12 protein-coding genes are annotated in these 23244 nt (G+C 48.2%); all 12 read left to right on the forward strand.

Annotated features, from left to right (window positions below):
- Positions 1-27: 27 nt before the first annotated feature.
- The 12 genes from EXU85_RS19125 (at position 28) to EXU85_RS19180 (ending at position 23231) form a co-directional block, all read left to right on the forward strand.
- Positions 28-1389, forward strand: a complete 1362-nt coding sequence (locus EXU85_RS19125) for a DUF1080 domain-containing protein (protein ID WP_142773623.1) — start codon at positions 28-30, stop codon at positions 1387-1389.
- A 272-nt stretch (positions 1390-1661) separates the two neighbouring features.
- Positions 1662-3368 carry a hypothetical protein gene (locus EXU85_RS19130; RefSeq protein ID WP_142773624.1) on the forward strand — a complete coding sequence of 569 codons (1707 nt, stop codon included), beginning with the start codon at positions 1662-1664 and terminating at the stop codon, positions 3366-3368.
- 129 nt (positions 3369-3497) lie between these two features.
- Positions 3498-5789 (forward strand): c-type cytochrome, encoded by a 2292-nt coding sequence (locus EXU85_RS19135; RefSeq protein ID WP_142773625.1) that lies wholly within the window; start codon positions 3498-3500, stop codon positions 5787-5789.
- A 309-nt stretch (positions 5790-6098) separates the two neighbouring features.
- The gene (locus EXU85_RS19140) at positions 6099-8477 is read left to right on the forward strand and encodes a GH92 family glycosyl hydrolase (RefSeq protein WP_142773626.1); all 2379 of its coding nucleotides are present in this window, start codon (positions 6099-6101) and stop codon (positions 8475-8477) included.
- Positions 8478-8637: 160 nt separating this feature from the next.
- On the forward strand, positions 8638-10671 hold the full coding sequence (locus tag EXU85_RS19145) for an NPCBM/NEW2 domain-containing protein (protein ID WP_142773627.1): 2034 nt from the start codon (positions 8638-8640) through the stop codon (positions 10669-10671).
- A complete protein-coding gene (locus EXU85_RS19150; RefSeq protein ID WP_142773628.1) occupies positions 10664-12913 on the forward strand; it encodes a c-type cytochrome in 2250 nt (749 codons plus the stop codon). The genes EXU85_RS19145 and EXU85_RS19150 overlap by 8 nt, the downstream gene beginning before the upstream one ends.
- 142 nt (positions 12914-13055) lie before the next feature.
- Positions 13056-15062 (forward strand): NPCBM/NEW2 domain-containing protein, encoded by a 2007-nt coding sequence (locus EXU85_RS19155; protein ID WP_142773629.1) that lies wholly within the window; start codon positions 13056-13058, stop codon positions 15060-15062.
- A gap of 216 nt (positions 15063-15278) precedes the next feature.
- On the forward strand, positions 15279-16835 hold the full coding sequence (locus EXU85_RS19160) for a hypothetical protein (protein ID WP_142773630.1): 1557 nt from the start codon (positions 15279-15281) through the stop codon (positions 16833-16835).
- 22 nt (positions 16836-16857) lie between these two features.
- Positions 16858-17688 (forward strand): ceramidase domain-containing protein, encoded by an 831-nt coding sequence (locus tag EXU85_RS19165; protein WP_142773631.1) that lies wholly within the window; start codon positions 16858-16860, stop codon positions 17686-17688.
- A 110-nt stretch (positions 17689-17798) separates the two neighbouring features.
- Complete coding sequence (locus tag EXU85_RS19170) at positions 17799-20075, forward strand: alpha-L-rhamnosidase C-terminal domain-containing protein (RefSeq protein ID WP_142773632.1); 2277 nt, start codon at positions 17799-17801, stop codon at positions 20073-20075.
- Between the two features lie 34 nt (positions 20076-20109).
- On the forward strand, positions 20110-21429 hold the full coding sequence (locus EXU85_RS19175; protein WP_142773633.1) for a Gfo/Idh/MocA family protein: 1320 nt from the start codon (positions 20110-20112) through the stop codon (positions 21427-21429).
- 290 nt (positions 21430-21719) lie between these two features.
- Entirely contained in the window at positions 21720-23231 is a 1512-nt protein-coding gene (locus EXU85_RS19180) for an arylsulfatase (RefSeq protein WP_142773634.1), read from the forward strand.
- Positions 23232-23244 lie beyond the last annotated feature (13 nt).

Below are 23244 nucleotides of genomic sequence, written 5' to 3' on the forward strand. Positions count from 1 at the left end.
GCGCTATCCCACAACCCAACTTACAGAATGAAATTACTCATCTTACTTGCCTTCTTCTCTCTTACCATCAATGCCCAGGCCCAATGGAAAGACCTCTTTAATGGAACCGACTTAAAAGGCTGGGTGAAGCGCAACGGCAACGCCGACTACAAGATTGTCAATAAGGCTATTGTTGGCGTTTCGCAGATGAATACGCCCAATTCGTTCCTGTGTACCGAAGAAACCTATGGCGACTTTGTGCTGGAACTAGAGGTAAAAGTTGATCCGGGCTTAAACTCGGGCATTCAAATCAGAAGTATAAGCGACCCTGCCATTATGAATGGGCGTGTACACGGCTATCAGGTTGAAATCGATCCCGGCGACCGGGCCTGGAGTGGCGGCATTTTCGATGAATCCCGAATGGGCTGGCTGTATCCGCTATCCATCAATCCTCAGGGCCAGAAAGCGTTCCATGTTGGGCAATGGAACACGTATCATATTGAAGCCATTGGTCCCCGATTTAGAACCTGGATCAACGGAATCCCCTGCGCGAATTTACTTGACTCACAAACAGCTCGTGGGATAATTGCCCTACAGGTTCATCAAATCAAAAAGGAAGAACAAAAAGGACTTACCGTTCAGTGGCGGAACATCCGAATTGCCACCGATAACCTGAAAGATGCCGTTTGGCCAGGTGGTGATGCCATCGAAGAAGTAAACTACCTCCCCAATCAACTCTCCGACAATGAGAAGCGAAAAGGCTGGCGGTTGCTTTGGGATGGCAAAACATCCGCAGGCTGGCGAGTAGCCAACGGCGATGCCTTTCCTAAAGAAGGCTGGGCGATGCGGGATGGCGAATTGATCGTCCTGGGTTCTAAAAAAGATAGCCTGCGAAAAGGTGGAGATATTGTCACGGATCAGGCCTTCACAAACTTTGAATTAGAACTCGATTTTAAGGTATCAACGAAGGGCAACAGTGGTGTAAAATATTTCGTGGTTGAAGACCGGACCAAAAAGCCGGGCACTGGCGCAGGGCCGGAGTTCCAGATTCTGGATGACAAGGAGCACCCCGATGCCAAAGAAGGTGTAAACGGTAACCGGACAACCGGCTCGCTCTATGACCTCATCACCGCCGAAAACCTCTCGGAAGGCACGATGGCCAGACGAATGAACCCGCCGGGAAAATGGAACAAACTGCGGATTGTTGTGAAAGGTGGGCATGTTGAACATTGGCTCAATAACCTCAAAGCGGTAGAATACGACCGATATTCACAGATATTCCGCAATCTGGTATCCAAAAGCAAATACAAAACGTATCCCAATTTTGCCCAGGCACCGTCCGGCCATATCCTGTTTCAGGATCACGGCGATGAGGTAGCTTTCAGGAGTATTAAGATTCGGGAGTTTTAGTTAGGTATTGAGTATGTTTTTTTGTTTTTGTCATTCCGACGAAAGGAGGAATCTCAACGTTCACAATAGTCAAGCTTGACCAGGCCACTGAAGCAGATTCCTCGCTGTTTTCGCTTGGCGATGCCGAGTGAAGGCTATTATTTCAAGGGCGTCCCACCCGTATCGATTAGTTAAACTCTGGCCAGAGGCCTTTGAAGTAATAGTCTTCACTCGGCATAGCCAAGCGAAAACGAGAGAGGGGTAGAGATGCTTTTATATAAACTTTCCCAAAAATGAACAGACGGAATTTTGTAACACTCAGCGCAACCTCTCTTTGCTTGCTTCCAACACTGGGATTTAAAGGTTTTGCCAACATAGCCCCTTCCAAACCCGAATGGCTGCTTGAGTGGATAAAAATCAATGACCAGCAGTTGGCCAATTACAAACCCATCAAGGTCACGGACCCGGCCAACAAGTTTATGGGTGGCTACATGAACGATATGGATATGCCGAATCCGCACTCCACAAGCGGGTTCATTATGCGGGCCAGCACGCTCATTGCCTGCCCGGAATCGACTCACTATCAATCGAAAGGAGTACTAAAAGAAGTCGAAGCCGCGGCCAGGGCATTGCTGAAGATGCAGCATGAGGATGGCACGATTGACCTACTGGACACCAACTTTCATTCAACGCCCGACACGGCGTTCCTGCTGGAGAATATCGTTCCGGCCTATAAATTCATCAAGCAAGCCAATGTTAACGGTTCAGAAACAACCCTCGATTTACTAAAGTCATTTTTGAAAAAAGCGGGTGATGCTCTGAGAGTAGGGGGTATTCACACCCCAAACCATCGCTGGGTTGTATCGGCGGCACTGACAAAACTAAACGAAGTGTTTCCCGATCCCCGATACACCAAACGCATCGACCAATGGCTCGCCGAACATATTGACTTAGACCCCGATGGGCAATTCAATGAAAAGAGCACCAACACCTACTCGCCCATCGTCGATCGGTCGTTGATCATCATGGCCCGAGGGCTGAAAAAGCCGGAGCTGTTTGAGCCGGTGCGCAAAAACCTGATGATGACGCTTTACTACGTTCATCCCAACGGCGAGGTCGTCACGGAGGCATCGAACCGGCAGGACAAGGGCACCATTGGCAACATGGCCAAGTATTATTATTGCTATCGCTACATGGCCCTGCTCGACAAAAACGGCGAAATGGCTGCCATGTGTCGGTTAATCGAGAAAACGTGTCCGAAAGAGCAACTGGCGGGCTACCTCGATTATTTTCTGGAAGACCCCACACTCTGGAACGAACTCCCCGCCAGCAAACCCTTACCAACCAACTATGCCAAAGCGTTTCCGTACTCGGGTGTCGTGCGAATCCGGCGGGATAACTGGGACGCGACCCTACTATCGAACAATGCCAGTTGGCTCACATTTCACAAAGGAAATGCCGTTTTACAGGGCATGCGGGTGGCGGCTTCGTTCTTCGGGAAAGGGCAATTTCAAACCGACAAGATCGAGCAGCAGGGTATTAGCTGGGTGATGCACAAAGCGCTGGAAGGGCCTTATTATCAGCCAATCGCTAAAGATCAAATCGACCCGAATGGTGATTGGGACAAAATGCTCCGGGCCAATCGTCCACAAAGCGAGGTGCAAAAGCTCGACACGACCGTGAAGGTTACCGAGGCAACGAAGGGTCTGAAAGTAGACATCGACATTACCGGTACTGAGGGTGTGCCGGTAACGTTGGAGTTAATTTTTCGGCCCGGCGGCACGCTGGCAGGTGTCAAAAAACATCCTAAGAAAGAAAACGCCTACCTCCTATCGGGCGAATCGGGCTCGTATTCGGTTGGTGCAGACACCATCCAGTTTGGGCCAGGAAAGTCCGAACACACAGGCGTGCAACTACGGGGGGCCTTACCGGCAATGGATGCCCCAACAGTATACATTACAGGCTTTACACCTTTTAAACATAGCCTTTTGATAGGCTAATTCATGTTCGTCCAAAGCCGAGAAAAGCCGTGCCACGGTTTATTTCAGCGTCACGTAAGAACCGTGGCACGGCTTTTCTCGGCTTTGGCGAATGCCCTGATAAAAACAAAGGAGTAAACTCGAAACTCAATGAAATCCATTAACCTGAAATACAGCGTACTTGCTTTCGCTGTCGTCATTTATGCCTGCTCCGTTAAAGTAGCGACAAAAAGCCCCGTTGCCACAACGGTCGCTGCGACTTCGCCCAGTCAGACTTCCCAGCCAACGGACAGTTTGCCAACGGTTGCCCCGTTTATATTAACGCCCCTCACGCCCGAACAAAGTCAGGCAAAATTCATCATTCCTGAGGGGTATCATATGGAATTGGTGGCGAGTGAGCCGATGATTACCGAACCCGTAGCCATTGCCTGGGATGGTAATGCCAAGATGTACGTGGCGCAAATGGAAACGTATACGCAGGATGCGGATGGCACAGGCACTAAAGATAAAATCAGCCGGGTTATGCTGCTGGAAGACACCGACAATGACGGTAAAATGGACAAAAGTTCGGTGTTTATCAAAGAAATGGTGTTGCCCCGCATGCTGCTTTGCGTAAACCACGAACTGCTGGTCAACGAAACCGATACCTATGATATTTACAGTTACAAAGACACGAATGGCGACGGGGTATCGGATGTAAAAAAGGCGGTTTATACCGTAGGCAAAGTGGCTCCGGGCAATCTGGAACACCAGCGAAGTGGGTTGGTCTGGAACCTCGACAATTACATCTATCAAACCGTCGACCCGATCCGGTTTCGGTACGTAAATGGTATGCTTCGACCAGATTCGCTGCACAGTGGCTCAAATGGGCAGTGGGGTTTAACGTTCGATAACTACGGGCGCTTATTCTTTAGCCGGGGAGGTGGCGAAAATGCAGGATCGGGTTTTCAGATCAATCCAAAATATGGCCAGTTAGAGTTTGCCGATGCGTACAGCGAAGAAACCTTCAGCCCGGTTTGGTCGAGTATTCAGAACCCCGATGTACAGGGAGGTTTGCCCCGCGTACGTCCAGACAGCACCCTGAACCATTTCACCTCGGCCAATGGTCAATCCATTTTTCGGGGAGACCGTCTCCCGGCCGATCTGGTGGGTGATTATATCATCAATGAACCCGTTGCACGGATCATCCGGCGGGCCAAAGTTGTCAATCGGGACGGTAAAACGTACCTGGAGAATGTGTATAACCACAAAGAGTTTATTGCCAGTACCGATGCTTTTTTCAGACCCGTTAATACCTACTCAGGGCCCGATGGCTGCCTGTACATTATCGATATGAACCGGGGAATCATTCAGGAATCCAACTGGACCCAGAAAGGAAGTTATCTGCGAAAAAAAATTGATTATTACGGACTGGCCAAGGTGAATCAACGCGGCAGAATCTGGCGATTGGTGCATGATGGCTATAAGCGTGGCCACAAACCTGCCTTACTCGATGTTCCGGCGGCTAGTCTGCTTACGTATTTAGACCATCCAAACGGCTGGTGGCGCGATAACGCCCAAAAGCAGATCATCGTTTTAGGCGACAAATCGGTTGTGCCTGACTTGAAATTGATGGCGACGGGCAAGAAAAATGCATCTGCTCTGGGGCGATTACATGCTTTATGGACACTCGAAGGCTTGACCGAACTCAATAAAGAAGTCCTTGATGTTGCACTCAACGATACCGATCCACAAATCCGGCGGGCAGCTATCTGGATGAGCGAGCCGTATATCAAACAGAATGATAATCAATGGATTGAGAAGCTAGGCAAACTAACCGCCGATGCGAATTACGATGTAAAAACGCAACTGCTGTTATCGCTGGGATCAAGTAAGAACGAATCAGCCAAGGCGATTGCACAGGGAATTTTAGCACAGAACCCAACCAATCAAATGCTGGCGAGTGTGAAAAAGAGCATCGATAAAAATGAAGATGCCAAAATCTACGGGGCGAAACTGGCGGGCTTCACCCCTGCCGAACGGAAACTGATTACGAACGGGAGCGAAATTTATAAGTCCATGTGTTCGCCCTGTCACGGTGGCGATGGCAACGGACTTCCTACCAAGGCAGCCCCCGCACTGCGTGGAGCAAGACACGTAAACGCCGATAAAGAGATCGCGATCCGAATCCTATTGCACGGATTGAAAGGCCCCATCGACGGCAAAACGTATCCGAGCGAAATGGCTTCCATGAAAGATAACTCCGATGAATGGATCGCTTCAGTGCTGAGCTACATCCGGTATGAATTTGTGGGCACGTCGATGCGGGTCGGCAAAGGCCGTCAATCGGCAGTGGTGCAACCAGCCGATGTAAAAGCATTTCGAGATCAGTATTCAGCCGTCAATACGGCCTGGACAATCGATGCGTTTGACAGCCTGCTTCCTGCTCCCCCTAAAAATTAATGCAATCAGGTAAAGTGCAGGAGTAGTATTTTTGACCGGATTACAGGATTAACAGGATGATTATGAGGCTATTTAAACTTCCTCCAATTGCTATTAATTGGGGATCGAATTTGTCATTCCGACGATAGGAGGAATCTCCAACTTGACTAACACTGAAGTTTGAGATTCCTCCTATCGTCGGAATGACAAATTCACATTGATTTTTAATCGAAAAACAAAAGTTTAAACAGGTTCTATGATTAAAAAACCCTGTCAATCCTGTCAAAAAAAGAAAGCACAATCTGTGCTCATAATCATTTAGTTAAGTACATGAAAACCGCTTTCTTCTCATCAATCATTTTAGCCGTAATCGGGATTACTTCTCAGGTTGTTTTAGCACAGTCCGCGCTGAAACAACCCGTCGATCTGGTGAACCCACTGGTCGATGCGGCCAACTCGCGCTGGTTCTTTTTCAACTCAGCGACCCGCCCATTTGGCATGGTCAATTTAAGCCCCGATAACGCGATCGATGCAGACTGGAATGCGGGCTATCGGTACGAAAAAGACAGTATAAAGTGTTTCAGCCATGTTCACGGCTGGCAACTGTCGGGCATTCCGGTATTGCCTACAACTGGCGAGTTCAAGGGTCATTTGGGGTCAAATCAGTACGGTTCCAGATTCAGTCATGCCAAAGAAGTAATTAAAGCGGGCTACCATAAAGTTGTTTTGGATGCGTACGACATAACGGCTGAATTAACCTCGACCACCCGCGTTGGTTTTCACAAATACACCTTCCCGAAGTCGGACAAAAGCCAAATTCTGTTTGATTTTTCGACCTTTTTAGGGCCATCGGATACGGAGAAAGGCCACGTAAAAAAAGTGAGCAATCGAGAGCTGGAGGGCTACGCCATTATGGCGCCAACGGTTCGTCGGCCCAAAACCCTGACAGTCTATTTCGTGGCTGCGTTCGATAAACCATTCGAGTCATTCAACGGCTGGCGAAAAGGCAAACTGGAAGAACTCACGAATGAAATTGATGGTGCGCGTACCGGCGCTTACGTCAGTTTCAAAACCAAAGCGGGCGACGTACGAAAAATGAAAGTGGCCATTTCGTACGTTAGTGCGGAGCAGGCACGACTCAATCTCAACACCGAATTACCACACTGGGATTTTGAGCGCACCGTTCAGGAAAGCCGGACGGACTGGAACAACTGGTTGAGTCGCATTGAAGTAGAAGGCGGCAACGAAACCGAACAGAGTCGTTTCTATACCGACTTATGGCATGCCCTCCAGGGACGACGTATAGTGTCGGACGTTAACGGAAAATACTCTGATATGACAGGCCCGAAACAGCGCATCGGCCAGATACCGCTTGACGCTAATGGAAAGCCTAAATTCAATCATCACAATTCGGATTCGTTCTGGGGTGCACAGTGGACCATCAATACGCTTTGGCATCTGGTATATCCCGAAATCACCGAATCATTCGTCAATTCGATGGTGATGATGTACCAGGATGGCGGGCTTATTCCACGAGGCCCGGCGGGTGGCAATTATACCTACGTCATGACCGGCGCGGCTACAACCCCATTCATTGTCAGCGCTTACCTCAAGGGAATCAAGGGGTTCGATATTGCCAAAGCGTACGAAGGTCTGCGAAAAAATCATTTCCCCGGCGGCATGATGAGCAAGGCGGGTTATGAACACAATACATTCAAAGGGGGTGGTATCGAATACTACATAGAGCGGGGCTATGTGCCGCATCCGTTGAGCAAAACCCGCTATGGCTTCCATCAGGACGGTTCAACCCAAACGCTGGAGTATACCTATCAGGATTATACGCTGGCGCAGATGGCCAAAATGCTGGGCAAGGCCGACGATTACGCCCTGTTTATGAAGCGGGCCGAAAACTACAAAAACATCTGGAACCCGGAAATAGGCTGGATGTGGAACCGAACCCTGGACGGGAAATGGGCCGAACCCGTCGATATTTTACGGTACGACAACGGCTGGGAAGAAGGCAATGCCGCCCAGTTTACGTGGTTTGTCCCCCATGATATTCAGGGCTTGATCAACTTGATGGGCGGTCGGGAAGCGTTCACAACCAAGCTAAACGGTTCGCTTGAGAAAGCCCAGCAGCACGATTTCGTGTCAGGGAAATCGCACGACAAAGAGACACTGGAAGAATTACGACGGGTGTACATCAACTATGGTAATCAGCCGAGCATTCAGACGGCCTTTTTGTTCAACTATTCGGGAGCGCCCTGGCTCACCCAATATTGGTCGCGGCAAGTGGTTGAGAAAGTATACAGCGGCATTTCGCCCAAGTACGGCTATAGCGGAGACGAAGACCAGGGGCTTATGGGCAGCTTGTCAGTTTTAATGAAAACAGGCATTTTCTCGACCAATGGCGGCACAACAGCGAAACCATTTTATGAAATCAGCAGCCCCATTTTCAACAAGATCACCATTCACCTAAACCCTGCCTATTACAAAGGGAAGCAGTTTGTGATCGATGCCAGAAACAACTCGCCCCAGAACCTATACATCCAGTCGGCGCAATTGAATGGCAAGGCTCTCAACCAACCGTGGGTGTCGCACGAAACCGTCGTCAACGGGGGAACACTAACCCTGCAAATGGGCGACAAACCAAACAAATCGTGGGGTAGCAAGCCCGAAGATGCTCCTGAGTCGATGTCGTCGAAGTAGGGCTTGTAGCACGGCTGGGCTGACGCGCTAGTGGTAACTGGCGATTATAAAATCAGACAATCCCGTGCGCCCCCTACAGGGTCGAATGTTTATAGCAGAATTATATTTCTATAAACATTCGACCCTGTAGGGGGCGCACAAGAAATCAAATTTATAGAGTATGATTAAGTTGAGAGGGCTTCTATTTGCATTGATTTGCGGCATAGGTGCAAAGACGTACGCCCAAAAGACTACGGCGATCTGGCTGGACGATCTGACGATTAAATCGTTTTCGGAGGGTATTCCAGCGGTGCTGGGCAAGACAAATGCTGCTGGTGATTCGATGCTCATGAACCGACAGTATTTTAACCACGGCGTGGGCGTAAATGCCACCAGCATACTTGCGTTTTATCTGGATGGGAAAGCCGCCGGATTTACCGCTCTGGTAGGCGTCGATGATAAGGGAAATAAGGAGTTACCCCATACATTTTACGTAATCGGCGACCGGAAAATTCTGTTCGACAGTGGGGAAATGAAGCTGGGCGATACACCAAAAAAAGTGAGTATCGATCTGACGGGCATCAAGCGGTTAGGGCTTTTAGTAAAGGTGAATGACGAAGGCCGAACTAAAGTTTATTCCAACTGGGCCAACGCGCAGTTCGTTATGCTGGACAATCATCGGCCCACCACCATTCCTAACTCAGATGAGAAGTATATTCTGACGCCAACTTCGCCCAAAACACCAAGAATTAACTCGGCCACCATTTTTGGCGCTACGCCCAACAATCCCTTTCTATACACCATCGCAACAACGGGCGAGCGTCCGATGCAATTTTCAGCCAGCGGGCTTCCGAAAGGGCTTTCGCTGGACGAAAAAACGGGTATCATTTCGGGGAAGGTAGCGCAACGAGGTACGTATGTGGCAACGTTGAACGCTAAAAATGCACTGGGAGAAGCTACTAAAAAACTAACGATTAAGATTGGTGATACCATTGCCCTTACGCCCCCAATCGGGTGGAATGGCTGGAACTCCTGGGCTCGAAACATCGATCAGGAAAAAGTAATTGCCTCGGCCGATGCCATGGTGAAAATGGGCTTACGCGACCACGGCTGGACCTACATCAACATCGACGACGCCTGGCAGGGCAAACGGGGTGGTAAATTCAACGCCATTCAACCCAACGAAAAGTTTCCGAAGTTCGGAGACATGGTGGCTTATATTCAAGGCCTGGGTTTGAAAGTCGGGGTTTACTCAACGCCTATGATTACGAGTTACGCGGGTTATATCGGTGGCTCGTCTAATTTCGAAAACGGCCAGTTAACCGATTCCATTGTGGCCAACAAACGTGCGTTTCGCTACGTTGGGAAATACCGTTTTGAAACCAACGACGCTCGTCAACTAGCCGATTGGGGTATCGACTACCTCAAATACGATTGGCGAATCGAGGTTCCGTCAGCCGAGCGTATGTCGGTAGCGTTGAAGCAATCGGGGCGCGATATATTATACAGTATTTCCAACTCGGCCCCGTTTGCCAACGTTAAAGACTGGGCACGGCTAACCAATTCGTACCGCACCGGCCCCGACATTCGAGACAGTTGGAACAGCCTGTTCGTCTCTGCTTTTACGCTCGATAAATGGGCACCCTACGGCGGTCCCGGTCACTGGAACGATCCCGACATGATGATTGTGGGCAACGTTACTACCGGCACCCAACTTCACCCCACCCGACTAACCCCCGATGAGCAATACAGCCACGTAAGCCTGTTCAGTCTGTTAGCCGCACCCTTGCTCATTGGTTGCCCTATTGAACAACTCGACCCGTTCACCCTGAATTTGCTCACCAACGACGAAGTGATTGCTATCGATCAGGACCCGCTAGGCAAATCGGCACGGCTCGTAATGGACGAAAAGGGTATTCAAATCTGGCTTAAACCACTGGAAGACGGATCGTATGCCGTAGGGCTATTCAACGTAGGTGATTTCGGCAAAACACCGGAATCGTATTTTCGGTGGGGCGACGAAGCAACAAAATCGTTCACTTTTAACTTTACCAAAATCGGTTTGTCAGGCAAATACAGGCTTCGCGATGTGTGGCGGCAGAAAGACGTTGGTACCTTTACAGGCTCATTCAAAACGGACATACGGCATCACGGCGTTGTACTACTGCGGATGTTTCCGGGAAAACAACCTAAAATCAGTCAGAAACATGACTAAGAAAAGACCCTTTAAACTAGCATTTGCCTCATTAGTAGTGCTTTCCATCTTCATGGTAGGCTTCAGAATCATCTCCTATGAAGAACCCAAAATTTCGCTCGAAAACTATACGATAGAAGACGGATTCGACTTAAAATTGATTGCGTCTGAGTCATTGTTGAAAGCCCCCGTCAGTATGGATTTTGACGATAAAGGCCGAATGTGGGTGGTTGAAATGATTAGTTATATGCCCAATCTGGAAGGTATCGGCGAAGAAGAACCTACCGGAAAGATTTCCATTTTAGAAGATCTGAATAAAGATGGCGTGGCCGATCATGCCAAGGTATTTCTGGATAAGCTCGTTCTGCCAAGAGGGTTGGCGCATGTGTATGGTGGGTTATTGTATATCGACGGCCCCAAACTATGGTTTGTCGAAATAAAAAACGACAAGCCCGGCAAAAAAACGCTGGTCGATCCTGTCTATGCCGAAGGTGGCAATGTAGAGCATTCGTCCAACGGCCTGATGATGAACATCGACAACTGGATTTATAACGCCAATTACAATTTCAGGTACCAGCTAAAGAATGGTAAATGGATCAAAGAACCCACTACAGCGCGTGGTCAGTGGGGCATAACGAAAGACAATTTTGGTCGGCTGTATTACAATAACAACTCCACCAATTTACAGGGAGATTTTGTGCTGCCCAACAAACTGATCAGGAACAAATACTTTAAACCGACTATTGCAGAAGGCAAACGATTAGCCAGTAATCGGGTATATCCTATTCATAAAACCTCCGTCAATCGGGGCTATCAGGATGGCGTTTTGGATGAAAAAGGCTATTTAAAAGACGTTACGGCGGCTTGTGGTCCCCTCGTATACAGAGGTGGTGCGTTCTCGGAAGCCTATACTCAAAATGCGTTTGTCTGCGTACCCGAAGCCAATCTGATCAAGCGGAATGTGCTACAGTTTAATGGCCTCCAAACAACGGCGAGTCAGGCAATTGAAGGGAAAGAATTCATAGCGTCCACCGACGAAGGTTTCCGCCCGGTCAATTTGTTTACGGGTCCTGATGGCGCGATGTATATAGTCGATATGCACCGGGGCATCATCCAGCACAAGGCCTACATTTCGCAATACCTGGCCGAACAACTAGCCGCTAAAAAGCTGGATACGCTACAGAATGCAGGGCGTATTTTAAAAGTGACCAGCAAAACAATAAAGCCCAACTCCGTACCTGATTTATCGAAGGCTTCCAGCGCCCAATTGGTGGCATTGCTTAGCCATCCAAATGGCTGGTTAAGGGATCGCGCTCAACAATTGTTGATTCAGAAGAAAGACCTCTCGGTTGTTAGCCAGCTCACCAAGTTGACGAAGCTAACCAATTCATTTTCAACCGACATTCATGCACTTTATGTACTAGAGGGGTTAAACGCCCTTTCGTTTGAAAGCCTGACTGCGCTTGTCAGCCAATCAAAAAATCCAGAAACCATTGCCCATGCGTTAGGTCTGCTGGAGCGATTTGCCACAGCGCCACGCGCTGCTAAAATGAAGGCGCTCAGCACGCAATTACTGGCTCAGAATAATGAAACAATCGACCTGTATCTGTCGACGTCGCTAGCTCCCTGGCTCATCGTATCGGACGCTACATTTTTACCCTTTCTGGCAGAAATAGACAAAAAACATGTAAGCCAGGGCATCTTCCAGGAAGCAATAACGAGTAGCATTAGCGGTAAAGAAGAGGTGTACCTGGCCTCGATGAATCCAACCGATCTGCTGAAAAAGGATTTAACCGTAGCAAGTACGAACCGGCAGAAAAAAGAGATGAATTCCATTTTCGTCGCTGAAAAAAATGCCGTCGATCCCCGTACCAAAGGCTTAAAACTATTCAGAAGCATTTGCGCGACTTGCCACGGTGCCGACGGCAAAGGCATTCAGGATCTGGCTCCTCCCCTCAAAGATTCGGAATACATCAATGGCTCGATGAAACGACTGGCGGCTATCATTCTGCACGGGGTTAGTGGCCCGATTCACGTAAACGGCAAGTTGTACCAACTAAATAACGAGATGCCCGCGCTGATCAATAATAAGGAAGTTAGCGATCAGGACATTGCCGATATTATTCGGTTTACCCAGAATGCCTTCGCGAAAGATGGAAAAGGGATTACTACTGAAGACGTCAAAAAAATGAGGGATAAAAAGCCTTCTGGAAGCGGCATTTTCAACGAAAAACAATTGCTGGAAGGTGACTTTGACAAATGACAATAAACCCTGATTAGCCTCAACAAACAGGCATCTTTTCAAGAACAGTTTTTAACAATTTCGGAGCTTTTATAAAAAAGCACCACAGTTCCTTTGTGCCCTTTCAATACACTATTAGACAGCCAACCCCGACTAACCTAAAATGACTAAATTCGTTCCATTCCTGTTCTTATTCATCGCAAATGGCACTTACGCTCAAAAGGTAACGCCTGTCTGGCTGGACGATTTGCCTATTCAAACCTTTTCGGAAGGCATTCGTCCGGTTCAGGCGAAGAGTAATTACAGTCACGATACGCTCCGTATAAATGGTGTAACGTATTCAAGAGGGCTGGGTGCCCAATCGCCTTGTGTACTGGCGTTTGCCCTTACGAAGCAGGCCAAACGGTTTTCGGCGCTGATCGGTGTAGATGATCTGGGCAATAAAGACATTCCCCTTACTTTTTATGTACTGGGCGATGGCAAGGTGCTGTTTGAGAGCAAAGCCATGCGCATCGGCGATGCCCCTGTTCCCATCAATGTTGACCTGACAGGAATCAGCCAGTTGGGACTTTTGGTAACGGATAAGGTAGGCGGTATTGCGAACAAAAAAACCTACTGCAATTGGATCAATGCACAAGTAGACATGATTGGAAATGGGCTGCCTGAGCACGTGCAAAATCCAGACAAACCATACAGTTTAACACCCCCCTCCTCTCTAAAACCAAGGATCAATTCGGCGAAGGTAGTTGGGGCAACGCCCAATAATCCGTTCCTGTATACCATTGCCGCAACGGGCCAAAGGCCTATGACTTTTTCGGCAAAAGGCCTTCCCAAAGGGCTTTTGCTCGGCAAAAAAACAGGCATTCTCACAGGAAAAATTGCCGAAAGAGGTACGTATACAACTACACTCACAGCAAAAAATGCAGTTGGTGAGGCCACTAAGCAATTGACCATTAAAATTGGTGATGCCATTGCGCTTACCCCACCCATTGGCTGGAACGGCTGGAATGCCTGGGAAGCTAACATTGATCGCGAAAAGGTCATTGCTTCTGCCGATGCAATGGTAAAAACGGGCTTACGTGACCACGGCTGGACGTATATCAACATCGACGATGCCTGGCAGGGTGTACGAGGTGGGCCACTAACTGCCCTTCAACCGAATGAGAAGTTTCCGAAGTTTAAGGAAATGGTGGATTACATTCACTCACTTGGATTGAAAGCGGGCTTGTATTCCACGCCTTACATATCCAGTTACGGGGGCTATGCGGGTGCTTCGTCTGATTTTGAAAAAGGCGGTGAAAGCCACGAGTCAATCAAAGAGAATCGGCGGGCGTTTAACCGCATTGCCAGATATCGTTTTGAAACTAACGATGCCCGGCAAATGGCTGAATGGGGCATTGATTTCCTGAAATACGACTGGCGAATTGATGTCAACTCGACCGAACGGATGTCTACCGCACTCAAGCAATCGGGCCGGGATATTGTGTTCAGCTTATCCAACAATGCCCCGTTTGATAAAGTAACAGATTGGGCCCGTTTGTCAAACATGTATCGAACCGGGCCCGATATCAAAGATAGCTGGACCAGTCTGTACCTGACGTCCTTTTCACTGGATAAATGGAGTGAGTTTTCAGGGCCTGGCCATTGGGCCGACCCCGATATGATGATTGTAGGGAAAGTTTCCATTGGGCCCATCCTGCACGATACCCGCCTGACACCCGACGAGCAGTACAGCCACGTTAGTATGTTCAGTCTGTTGGCCGCTCCATTATTGATAGGTTGCCCCATTGAACAATTGGACGCTTTCACCCTGAATCTATTGGCAAATGATGAAGTCATTGAGATCAATCAGGACCCACTGGGCAAAGCGGCAAGACTTGTCAGGGATGAAGATGGTGTCCAGATCTGGCTTAAACCGTTAGAAGATGGCTCGTATGCAGTCGGCCTGTTCAACACAGCCGACTTTGGCAAAACACCTCAATCGTACTTCCATTGGGGCACAGAGGTCCCGAAATCATTCACGTTTGATTTCGCTAAAATTGGTCTGAAAGGCAACTATAAACTGCGTGATGTCTGGCGGCAAAAGGATCTGGGTACGTTTAACGGATCGTTCAAAACCGACATTCGGCATCACGGTGTGGTGATGTTGAAGCTGGTGTCAAGCAAATAATTTCAACGGGTTAATTGACAGCGTTATGGAAAAATCGTACCGCAAGTTTATTAGCCCACCGCTTTAGCTGTGGGTTTAGGGGAATTTCGGGATTGTTAGTAACCGTTTCAACGGTTTTTATGGATCACAAAACCGTTGAAACGGTTACTAGAGAAACAAATTATACTATAGATATCCCACAGCTAAAGCGGTGGGCTAATAACTTGCCCAAAACTCATGAAAAACGTACTCATTCTCATTACCATTTATTTTCTAAAGGCCGCTTTCGTTTTTGGTCAATCGAATGCATCGCGTGATGCTATTTATACCAAAACCTACACGTATCAAACCCTGTCGACGTATCAAAAGCAGTTATTCGAAGACTTTCTGTCGGATGAAATTCCAGCCGGCAAAAAAGTAGCCGACGTGTTGACCAATCACACCAGTCTGCGAAACAAAACGCGGTTGGCCGAGGCTCTTTTGTTTCGCAACAAACCGGGCGACAAGGAAAATGCGGCTGAGATTCTGACCTGGATTTTGAAAAACCAGCATCGCGACGAGAACACGAAAATCTACGGAATCTGGAAAACGACCGTGGAGGGCGACAAGTTTGACCAGAACTGGCGGGAGTTCATCGGTTGCGATTTGATTATTATCCGTCAGAAATACCGCCATCTGTTACCAGCCGATATTCTGAAAGAACTTGAAACTGGTCTGGTTCATGCCGCTCGTGGTGCCCTGAAACGAAACGTCGCTCCTGATTATACGAATATCTCTATCATGAGTTCATTTTTGATGGATTTCGTCGGCACTGAGTTCAGGATAGACGAATTAAAAACGGCCGGATTGCAGAAGGCCCGTGCCATTTTCAAGCTTTACCAATCGCACAAAACGTTCAGCGAATACAACTCACCAACGTATTACGGGGTCACGCTAATTGCGCTTGCCTTCTGGCGCGAGCTGGCGTTTTCACCAGAGATGAAGCAAATGGGGCAAACACTCGAACAGGAATTCTGGCATGAGGCCGCCACCTTCTACAATCCCAATCTCAAAAATATGCCTGGCCCCTATTTCCGGGGCTACGGCATGGACATGCAGAAATATTTTTCGATCATGGGCATCTGGATTGCCATTGCCGCTGATAATGCAAAGCAGGCACCAATACCTGCGACAACAGATGGGCCGAAATATGGCGAAATGAGTAACCTGGCTCCTATTTTCAACCTGGGGCTGGCCATTCCAAAAGCAGATTTAGCAACTCTTAAAGGCTTTTCAGATCCACGGTTTATCAGCCGAACGGTTCCCAACACCTATGCCGGTGACAGTCTGAAGCAGGTAACAGCCACGATTTATAAAGACTGGATGATGGGCGGTGTATGGGGCAATCGACGCGTGTGGAATCAAATCAAAACGGGCGCTATTCACTGGAAAACAGCCGATGGCGATGTAAGCTGGTTGCTGGTACCCGGCAATGGAAAGACGAACATAAAAGTCAGCAAAACGGCGATGAATCTTTATTTGGCAGATGTCAAAGCGACGACTGTTGAACTATATGTATGCGCCCAAAATGCGGTAACCGACTCATTCAAAGACAACCTATGGACATTACCATCAATGACGATGAACGTAAATACACCGTTGAAACGCACACAGACCGAGAAGGTCGATTCGGCACTTTTTGCGAAAGAATGGGAAGTTTCGGGCTCCTGCCCCAACGTTATCAAAGTTGTTTACGAAATTCCCGCTTCCTGGGATACCGCGACGCCGTTACTGGAAATCACGCCTAAACAATAAAACACGTCTTTAACTCTTCATCATGCAACCCCAGACACTATACAGGTTCCTGATTCGCTCGTTCCTTCTGACGCTGGGCATGCTGGCTATTTGGGTGGGCTTAGACACAATTTTCAATGGTTCGGTTTGGGACGGCATGGTTGTCAGCAAATCGGCGCTAACGGTCGAGTACTGCGAGTTCAACAATGTGGCCCGCTTTTTCCACCAGCGGATGAATACGTATTCCAATCTGGCGTATTTCTTCTTTGGGGTACTGATCCTACAAGTTGCTTACGACGATTATAAAAACGAAGGCATAAAGAACCAGAATCGATTAGAATCGTTTCCAATGCTGTCGGCATTAATGGGCATCTGCTTTATTTATCTGGGCTTTGGCAGCGCTTTTTTTCACGCATCGCTCACCTACCTTGGCCAACGCGTCGATATGAATGGTACATATGGCATCACACTGGTGCTGGTCAGTATCGGGCTGTATCACGTTCTGCATAAAGTCAGGTTCACGCAACCTGTCAAAACCATCTGGGCCGTTTCGCTGCTGATTCTGATTATCCTGTTTTTAAAAATCGCGTTACTGATTCCAAGCTCCAAATTATTGCCCGGCCTGATTCTGGCGCTACTGATCTTTATCGCTATCAATTATGTCCAGTTTAGAAAAGAGCGGTCGGGGCTATTAGCCATTGCAAGCCTCGTGCTGATGGTAGTTGCCGTCCGGTTTCGCACGTTGGATGTGCAGAAAATAGGCTGTGATCCTCACTCGCTTATCCAAGGACATTCCATCTGGCATTTGCTGACGGCACTCAGTAGCGTTTGTAGCTATTCCTTTTTTCGATTCGCAGGTCTTAAACACAGTTAAATCTTATTCCTGATTTTTTAAACACAGAGGCACAGAGAACACAGAAAAATCAATACAGACTTAATGAATTTTCTCTGTGTTCTCTGTGCCTCTGTGTTTAAATAAATAACATGATTAGAAGCTGTCTCATTTTATTACTCTTCCTTTTTGCCTACTACGCCAAAAGCCAACAACTACCTCCACCCATCAACCTGCGGTGTGATTTATTGCTGCACACGAATGCTGTCAGTAAAAATGGAGTAGCGGTAAGTAGTACACTAGAGTCAGCCAGTAAGCAACCGGATCACTATCAGTTTGTTACGATTACCAGCCAACAACCGACGTTTAGTTGGGAGGTTGATACAGCCATAAAGGGGATTTCGGCTTACCGCATTTTAGTGGCTTCATCGTCACAATCGCTGTCGAACAACAAAGCCGATTATTGGGATTCCGGCAAAGTAAAATCAACACAGAGTAAAGCTACCTACACAGGTAAACCATTAGAAACCCGCAATGTATACTATTGGCAAGTTCAGGTCTGGAATGAGAAAGGAATAAAGACGACTTTCTCAAAACCAGCTTCTTTTTATCATGGTGAACAGAATCCATCAGAGTTGTTTACCCACTATCCGCTGACTATTGATACACAAAAGCCGACAGCTATAAAACAAACAGAATCAAACGCTTACTTTTTGGATTTCGGGAAAGATGCACTTGCCCAATTGACACTCCATCTAATAAGCGATGTTACCGATACTATCTGGATTGAAGTAGGTGAAGCGATTGAAAAACCGTACACGATTCACAAAAATCCGGGACGTAATATTCGCTATCTCAGAAAGCCGTTGCTCCTTGAAAAAGGCACTCATGACTATACCATTCAGTGGCCGGTTGATGCCAAACGAAATAGCCGGAATCCGATTCTGATGCCCGATTATATTGGTGAAGTATACCCGTTTCGATACCTATCAATTACGGGTTATACAGGCAAGCTTGACAAGGAATCCGTTCAGCGACGCATGGTTTATTATCCATTCAATGAACAGGCGTCCAGCTTTACGTCGAGCGATACCATTCTGAATCAGATATGGGAGTTATGCAGGTATTCGATCAAGGCAACCAGTTTCACCGGCTATTACGTGGACGGCGACCGGGAGCGGATTCCGTACGAAGCCGATGCGCTGATTAATCAGCTTTCGCACTATGCGGTCGATACCGAATACAGTATGGCCCGTCGTACGATGACGTATTTACTCTATCACCCGACCTGGCCAACCGAATGGAGTTTGCAAAATGTACTGATTGCCTGGAACGACTATCTATACACCGGTGATGAGCGACTTCTTAAGATGTACTATTCTGAATTACAGAAGAAAATACTCATGCCTTTGGCGGATGATACTAGCCTAATCAGTACCCGAACCAACAAGCAAACCGATGCTTTTTTAGCTTCGATCCACATGAACAAACCCTTTGATGGCCGACGGGGTCTGCACGACAATGTCGATTGGCCACAAACCAGCGATTACATCGGTCCCGAAAAAGAATACAAAGGCGAAACGGATGGCTTTGTCTACCGACCCTACAACGCCGTCGTCAATGCCTATTACTACCGAAATTTGGTCTTAATGACGCAGATTGCCAATGTCTTAAACAAGCCCGAAGATGCCGCCTTATATCTCCGAAAAAGCCGTGAGGTTTACAATGCCTTTAGGTTTGTATTTCGCGACAGCAAAACGGGCTTGATTCACGATGGCGATAGCACGACGCATTCCTCGCTCCACGCCAATATGTTTGCTCTGGCATTTGGGCTGATTCCTGCTGATGATCTGGCATCCGTGAAGCAATTTATCAAGAGTCGCCGGATGGCTTGCAGTGTATATGGTGCCCAGTTTTTACTGGATGCTTTGTACGATTACGACATGGGCGATTACGCACTCGAACTCCTGACCGCTACCACACAACGGAGCTGGTATAACATGATTCGAACCGGCTCGACCATCACACTGGAAGCCTGGGACAAAGTATACAAACCCAATCTGGACTTAAACCACGCCTGGGGAGCAGCGCCCGCCAACCTGATTGTCAGAAAGTTAATGGGCATCGAGCCACTTACGCCCGGTTTCGACACGTTTCAGATAAAGCCTCAACTTGGTAGCCTAACCTACGCAAGTTTAAAAGCGCCAACGATAAAGGGCAATATATCCGTAACGTTTACAAAACAGATCACCCAGGATACAATGGACATTGTTATTCCCGGCGGCACTACAGCCTATGTGTATATGCCCAATGCATCGGGCAGGCGCAATTTATTTTTAGATGGAAAACCCATTAGGAATGAACCTAGAAATGGCTTTTCACTCCTACAAAATGTGCGTTCAGGAAAACACACTATAGTATTGAATTAACTCATCTGTCAACAACCCTTAATTCAGGTTAATAATGAACGAGGAACAATCAATTAATCGTCGGGAATTCGTTGGGAAAGCAGCCACCGCCGTGGCCGGTTTCATGATTGTCCCCCGTTTTGTGTTGGGCGGAAAACGCCCCGATGGTACAAAATATCTGGCCCCCAGCGATGTCATTTCATTGGGCTTCATCGGTAGCGGCAAGCAGGGCAAAGGCCTGATCAATTCGTTTCTGGGAACCAACGAAGCCAAAATTGTGGCCATTAGCGAGGTATACAAAGCTAAATCGCAATTGGCCCTTGATCGGATTAAAACCCATTACGAAAAGAACCCACAATCAGGCTCGTATTCCGATGTTCCGGTCTATACGGACTTCCGGGAGTTACTAGCCCGCAAAGACGTTGACGCTGTTGTGATTGCCACTCCCGATCACTGGCACGCAGCCATGGCCGTTCGGGCAGCCGAAGCCGGAAAGGATATTTATTGCGAAAAACCCCTGGCTCTGACCGTTAAAGAAGGCCGGGCGATGGTGAATGCGGCCCGAAAATACAACCGTGTATTTCAAACGGGCAGTATGCAACGATCCTGGCCAGAGTTCCGGCAAACGGCCGAGTTGATTCGGAACGGGTATATCGGTGATATTAAGAGTATTAAAGTGAATGTTGGCCCTCCACCTACCCCATACGACCTCCCCGCTGAGCCCATTCCTGATGGATTGGACTGGAGCAAATGGCTCGGCCCGAACGCGCCTGTGGCCTTCAATTCGGAGTTAGCGCCCCCCATCTCAAAAGACGTATTCCCCAACTGGCGAAATTACCGGGAGTTCGGTGGCGGTATGGTGACCGACTGGGGTGCGCACATGTTTGACATTGTGCAATGGTCCTTAGATATGGACAATAGTGGTCCCGTGGAAGTAATTGCTCCCGACGGCAAGGAACACCCATTCCTGACGTACAAATACGACAACGGGATTGTGATGACGCACGAAAAATGGGACTGGAGTAATGCCATTCTCTTCACCGGAACCGAAGGCGAACTCCGGGTTCAGCGCCGGAAACTGGAAACAACACCGGCATCACTAGCCACAAAAGTCATCGGCGAATCTGAAAAACATGTTTATCACAGCGATAACCATTACAAAGACTTTTTCGATGCCATGCGGAAACGCAGCAAGCCCATTTGTGATGTAGAAATCGGCCATCGTACAGCGTCGGTTTGCAACATTGGCAACATCGCTTATCGACTGAAACGGCCCTTGCAATGGAATCCGAAGAAAGAACAATTCAAAAATGACGACGAAGCCAACGCCCTGCTCGGTCGCCCGATGACTAATGAATGGGGGATTAAGATTTAGATTCCTAACTAATACACAGATTATCAACCCAATAATAAGTACAACAAAACATTCTATAGTCCCACGTTCTCGCTTGGCTACGCCGAGTGAAGATTATTAGTTCAAGGGCCTCTGGCCCGTGTTTGGTAATTGGCAATACTCCGGCCAGAGGCCGTAAAAAAATAGTCTTCACTCGGCGTAGCCAAGCGAGAACAGGAGGAATCCCTATTGAGATTAAAGATTACCCCCCTCTCCCAAAACGGGAGAGGGCATAAAGGACGATCTGACGTCCCTAAACGCCTTTTATAAAAATGAACAGATTTATCAAATTAGGTGCCGTCGCACTGGTCGTCGGTGGTGGGATTCTTTGCCTTAGCATGGCAAATCAAAAGCAGCAATCACCAAACATTGTGTATATTCTGGCAGATGATTTAGGCTATGGCGATGTATCGGTCTATAATCCGAACGGTCAAATTTCGACACCTAATATTGATAAGCTGGCCTCGCAGGGCATGCGTTTTACGGATGCCCATTCCCCGTCGTCCGTCTGTACCCCTACCCGATATTCACTTTTGACAGGTCGCTATCCCTGGCGAAGTCGTTTGCCCGTTGGTGTATTGCGGGGCTATAGCCGCACCCTCATTGAAGCCGACCGAGCGACGGTAGCTTCGTTTTTAAAAAGTAATGGTTATCAAACTGGTGTAATTGGCAAATGGCATTTGGGACTGGATTGGGAGGTAAAAAAGGGGAATGAAACGCTACTGACAACCACCGATTACGGAATTAATACCGAGATGGACACAGCAGTCATTGATTTTTCCAGAAAGCCAGCGCAAGGCCCGAATACGGTTGGATTTGACTATTCGTACATCTTGCCTGCCTCGCTGGATATGCCCCCCTATTGCTACCTGGAGAATCAGAAACTAACCGAATTGCCCACGGGCTATACCGACGGGAATAAGTTACAAACGGGCTATACGGGTCCATTCTGGCGGGCGGGGAAAATGTCGCCCTCCTTCGACTTCTATGGTGTATTGCCCACGTTCGTTACCAAGGCCACCGATTTCCTGAAAAAGCAGACCCGTAAGCAGCCATTCTTCCTGTACCTGCCTTTAGCGGCACCGCATACCCCCTGGGTGCCGTCTAAAAATTACACGGGCAAGTCGAAAGCGGGTGAGTATGGCGATTTTGTCCAGCAGGTAGATGCCGCCGTTGGCGAAGTACTCCGAACGCTGGAACAGTCGGGTCTGGCCGATAATACCCTTGTTATTTTTGCGAGTGATAATGGGCCTTACTGGCGGGAGAATTTTGTCAAGCAATTTAACCACAGAGCCGCCGGAGAATTCCGGGGGATGAAAGGCGATGCCTTTGAAGGTGGGCATCGTATACCGTTTATCGTTCGCTGGCCGGGTAAGGTAAAAGCTGGTTCGGTGAGTAACGCGACCACTACCTTAGCGAACCTAACGGCAACCTGTAAAGAGATTCTTGGCAACAAAACACCCAACCCCGAAGACAGCTATAGTATTCTGCCCGTACTGCTGGGCAAAGCCAAACTGGTTGCCAATCAACCAGCTGTCGTCCATAGTTCATCGATTGGTTATTTTGCCATTCGGAAAGGAGATTGGAAACTCATACAGGGCCTGGGGTCGGGTGGTTTCACGGAGCCACGAGACGTAAAACCAAAGGCTGGCGAACCCATCGGGCAGTTGTATAACCTGGCAACCGATCAGCTCGAAACTACCAATCTATACCAGAAAAATCCAGAGAAAGTCAAGGAGTTAACCGCGTTATTAGACCAAATCAGGCAAGGCAAAACGAGGTAGATTCCGGTAAAAG

Origin of the sequence: Spirosoma sp. KCTC 42546 (genome assembly GCF_006965485.1) — a bacterium.
GTDB lineage: Bacteria > Bacteroidota > Bacteroidia > Cytophagales > Spirosomataceae > Spirosoma.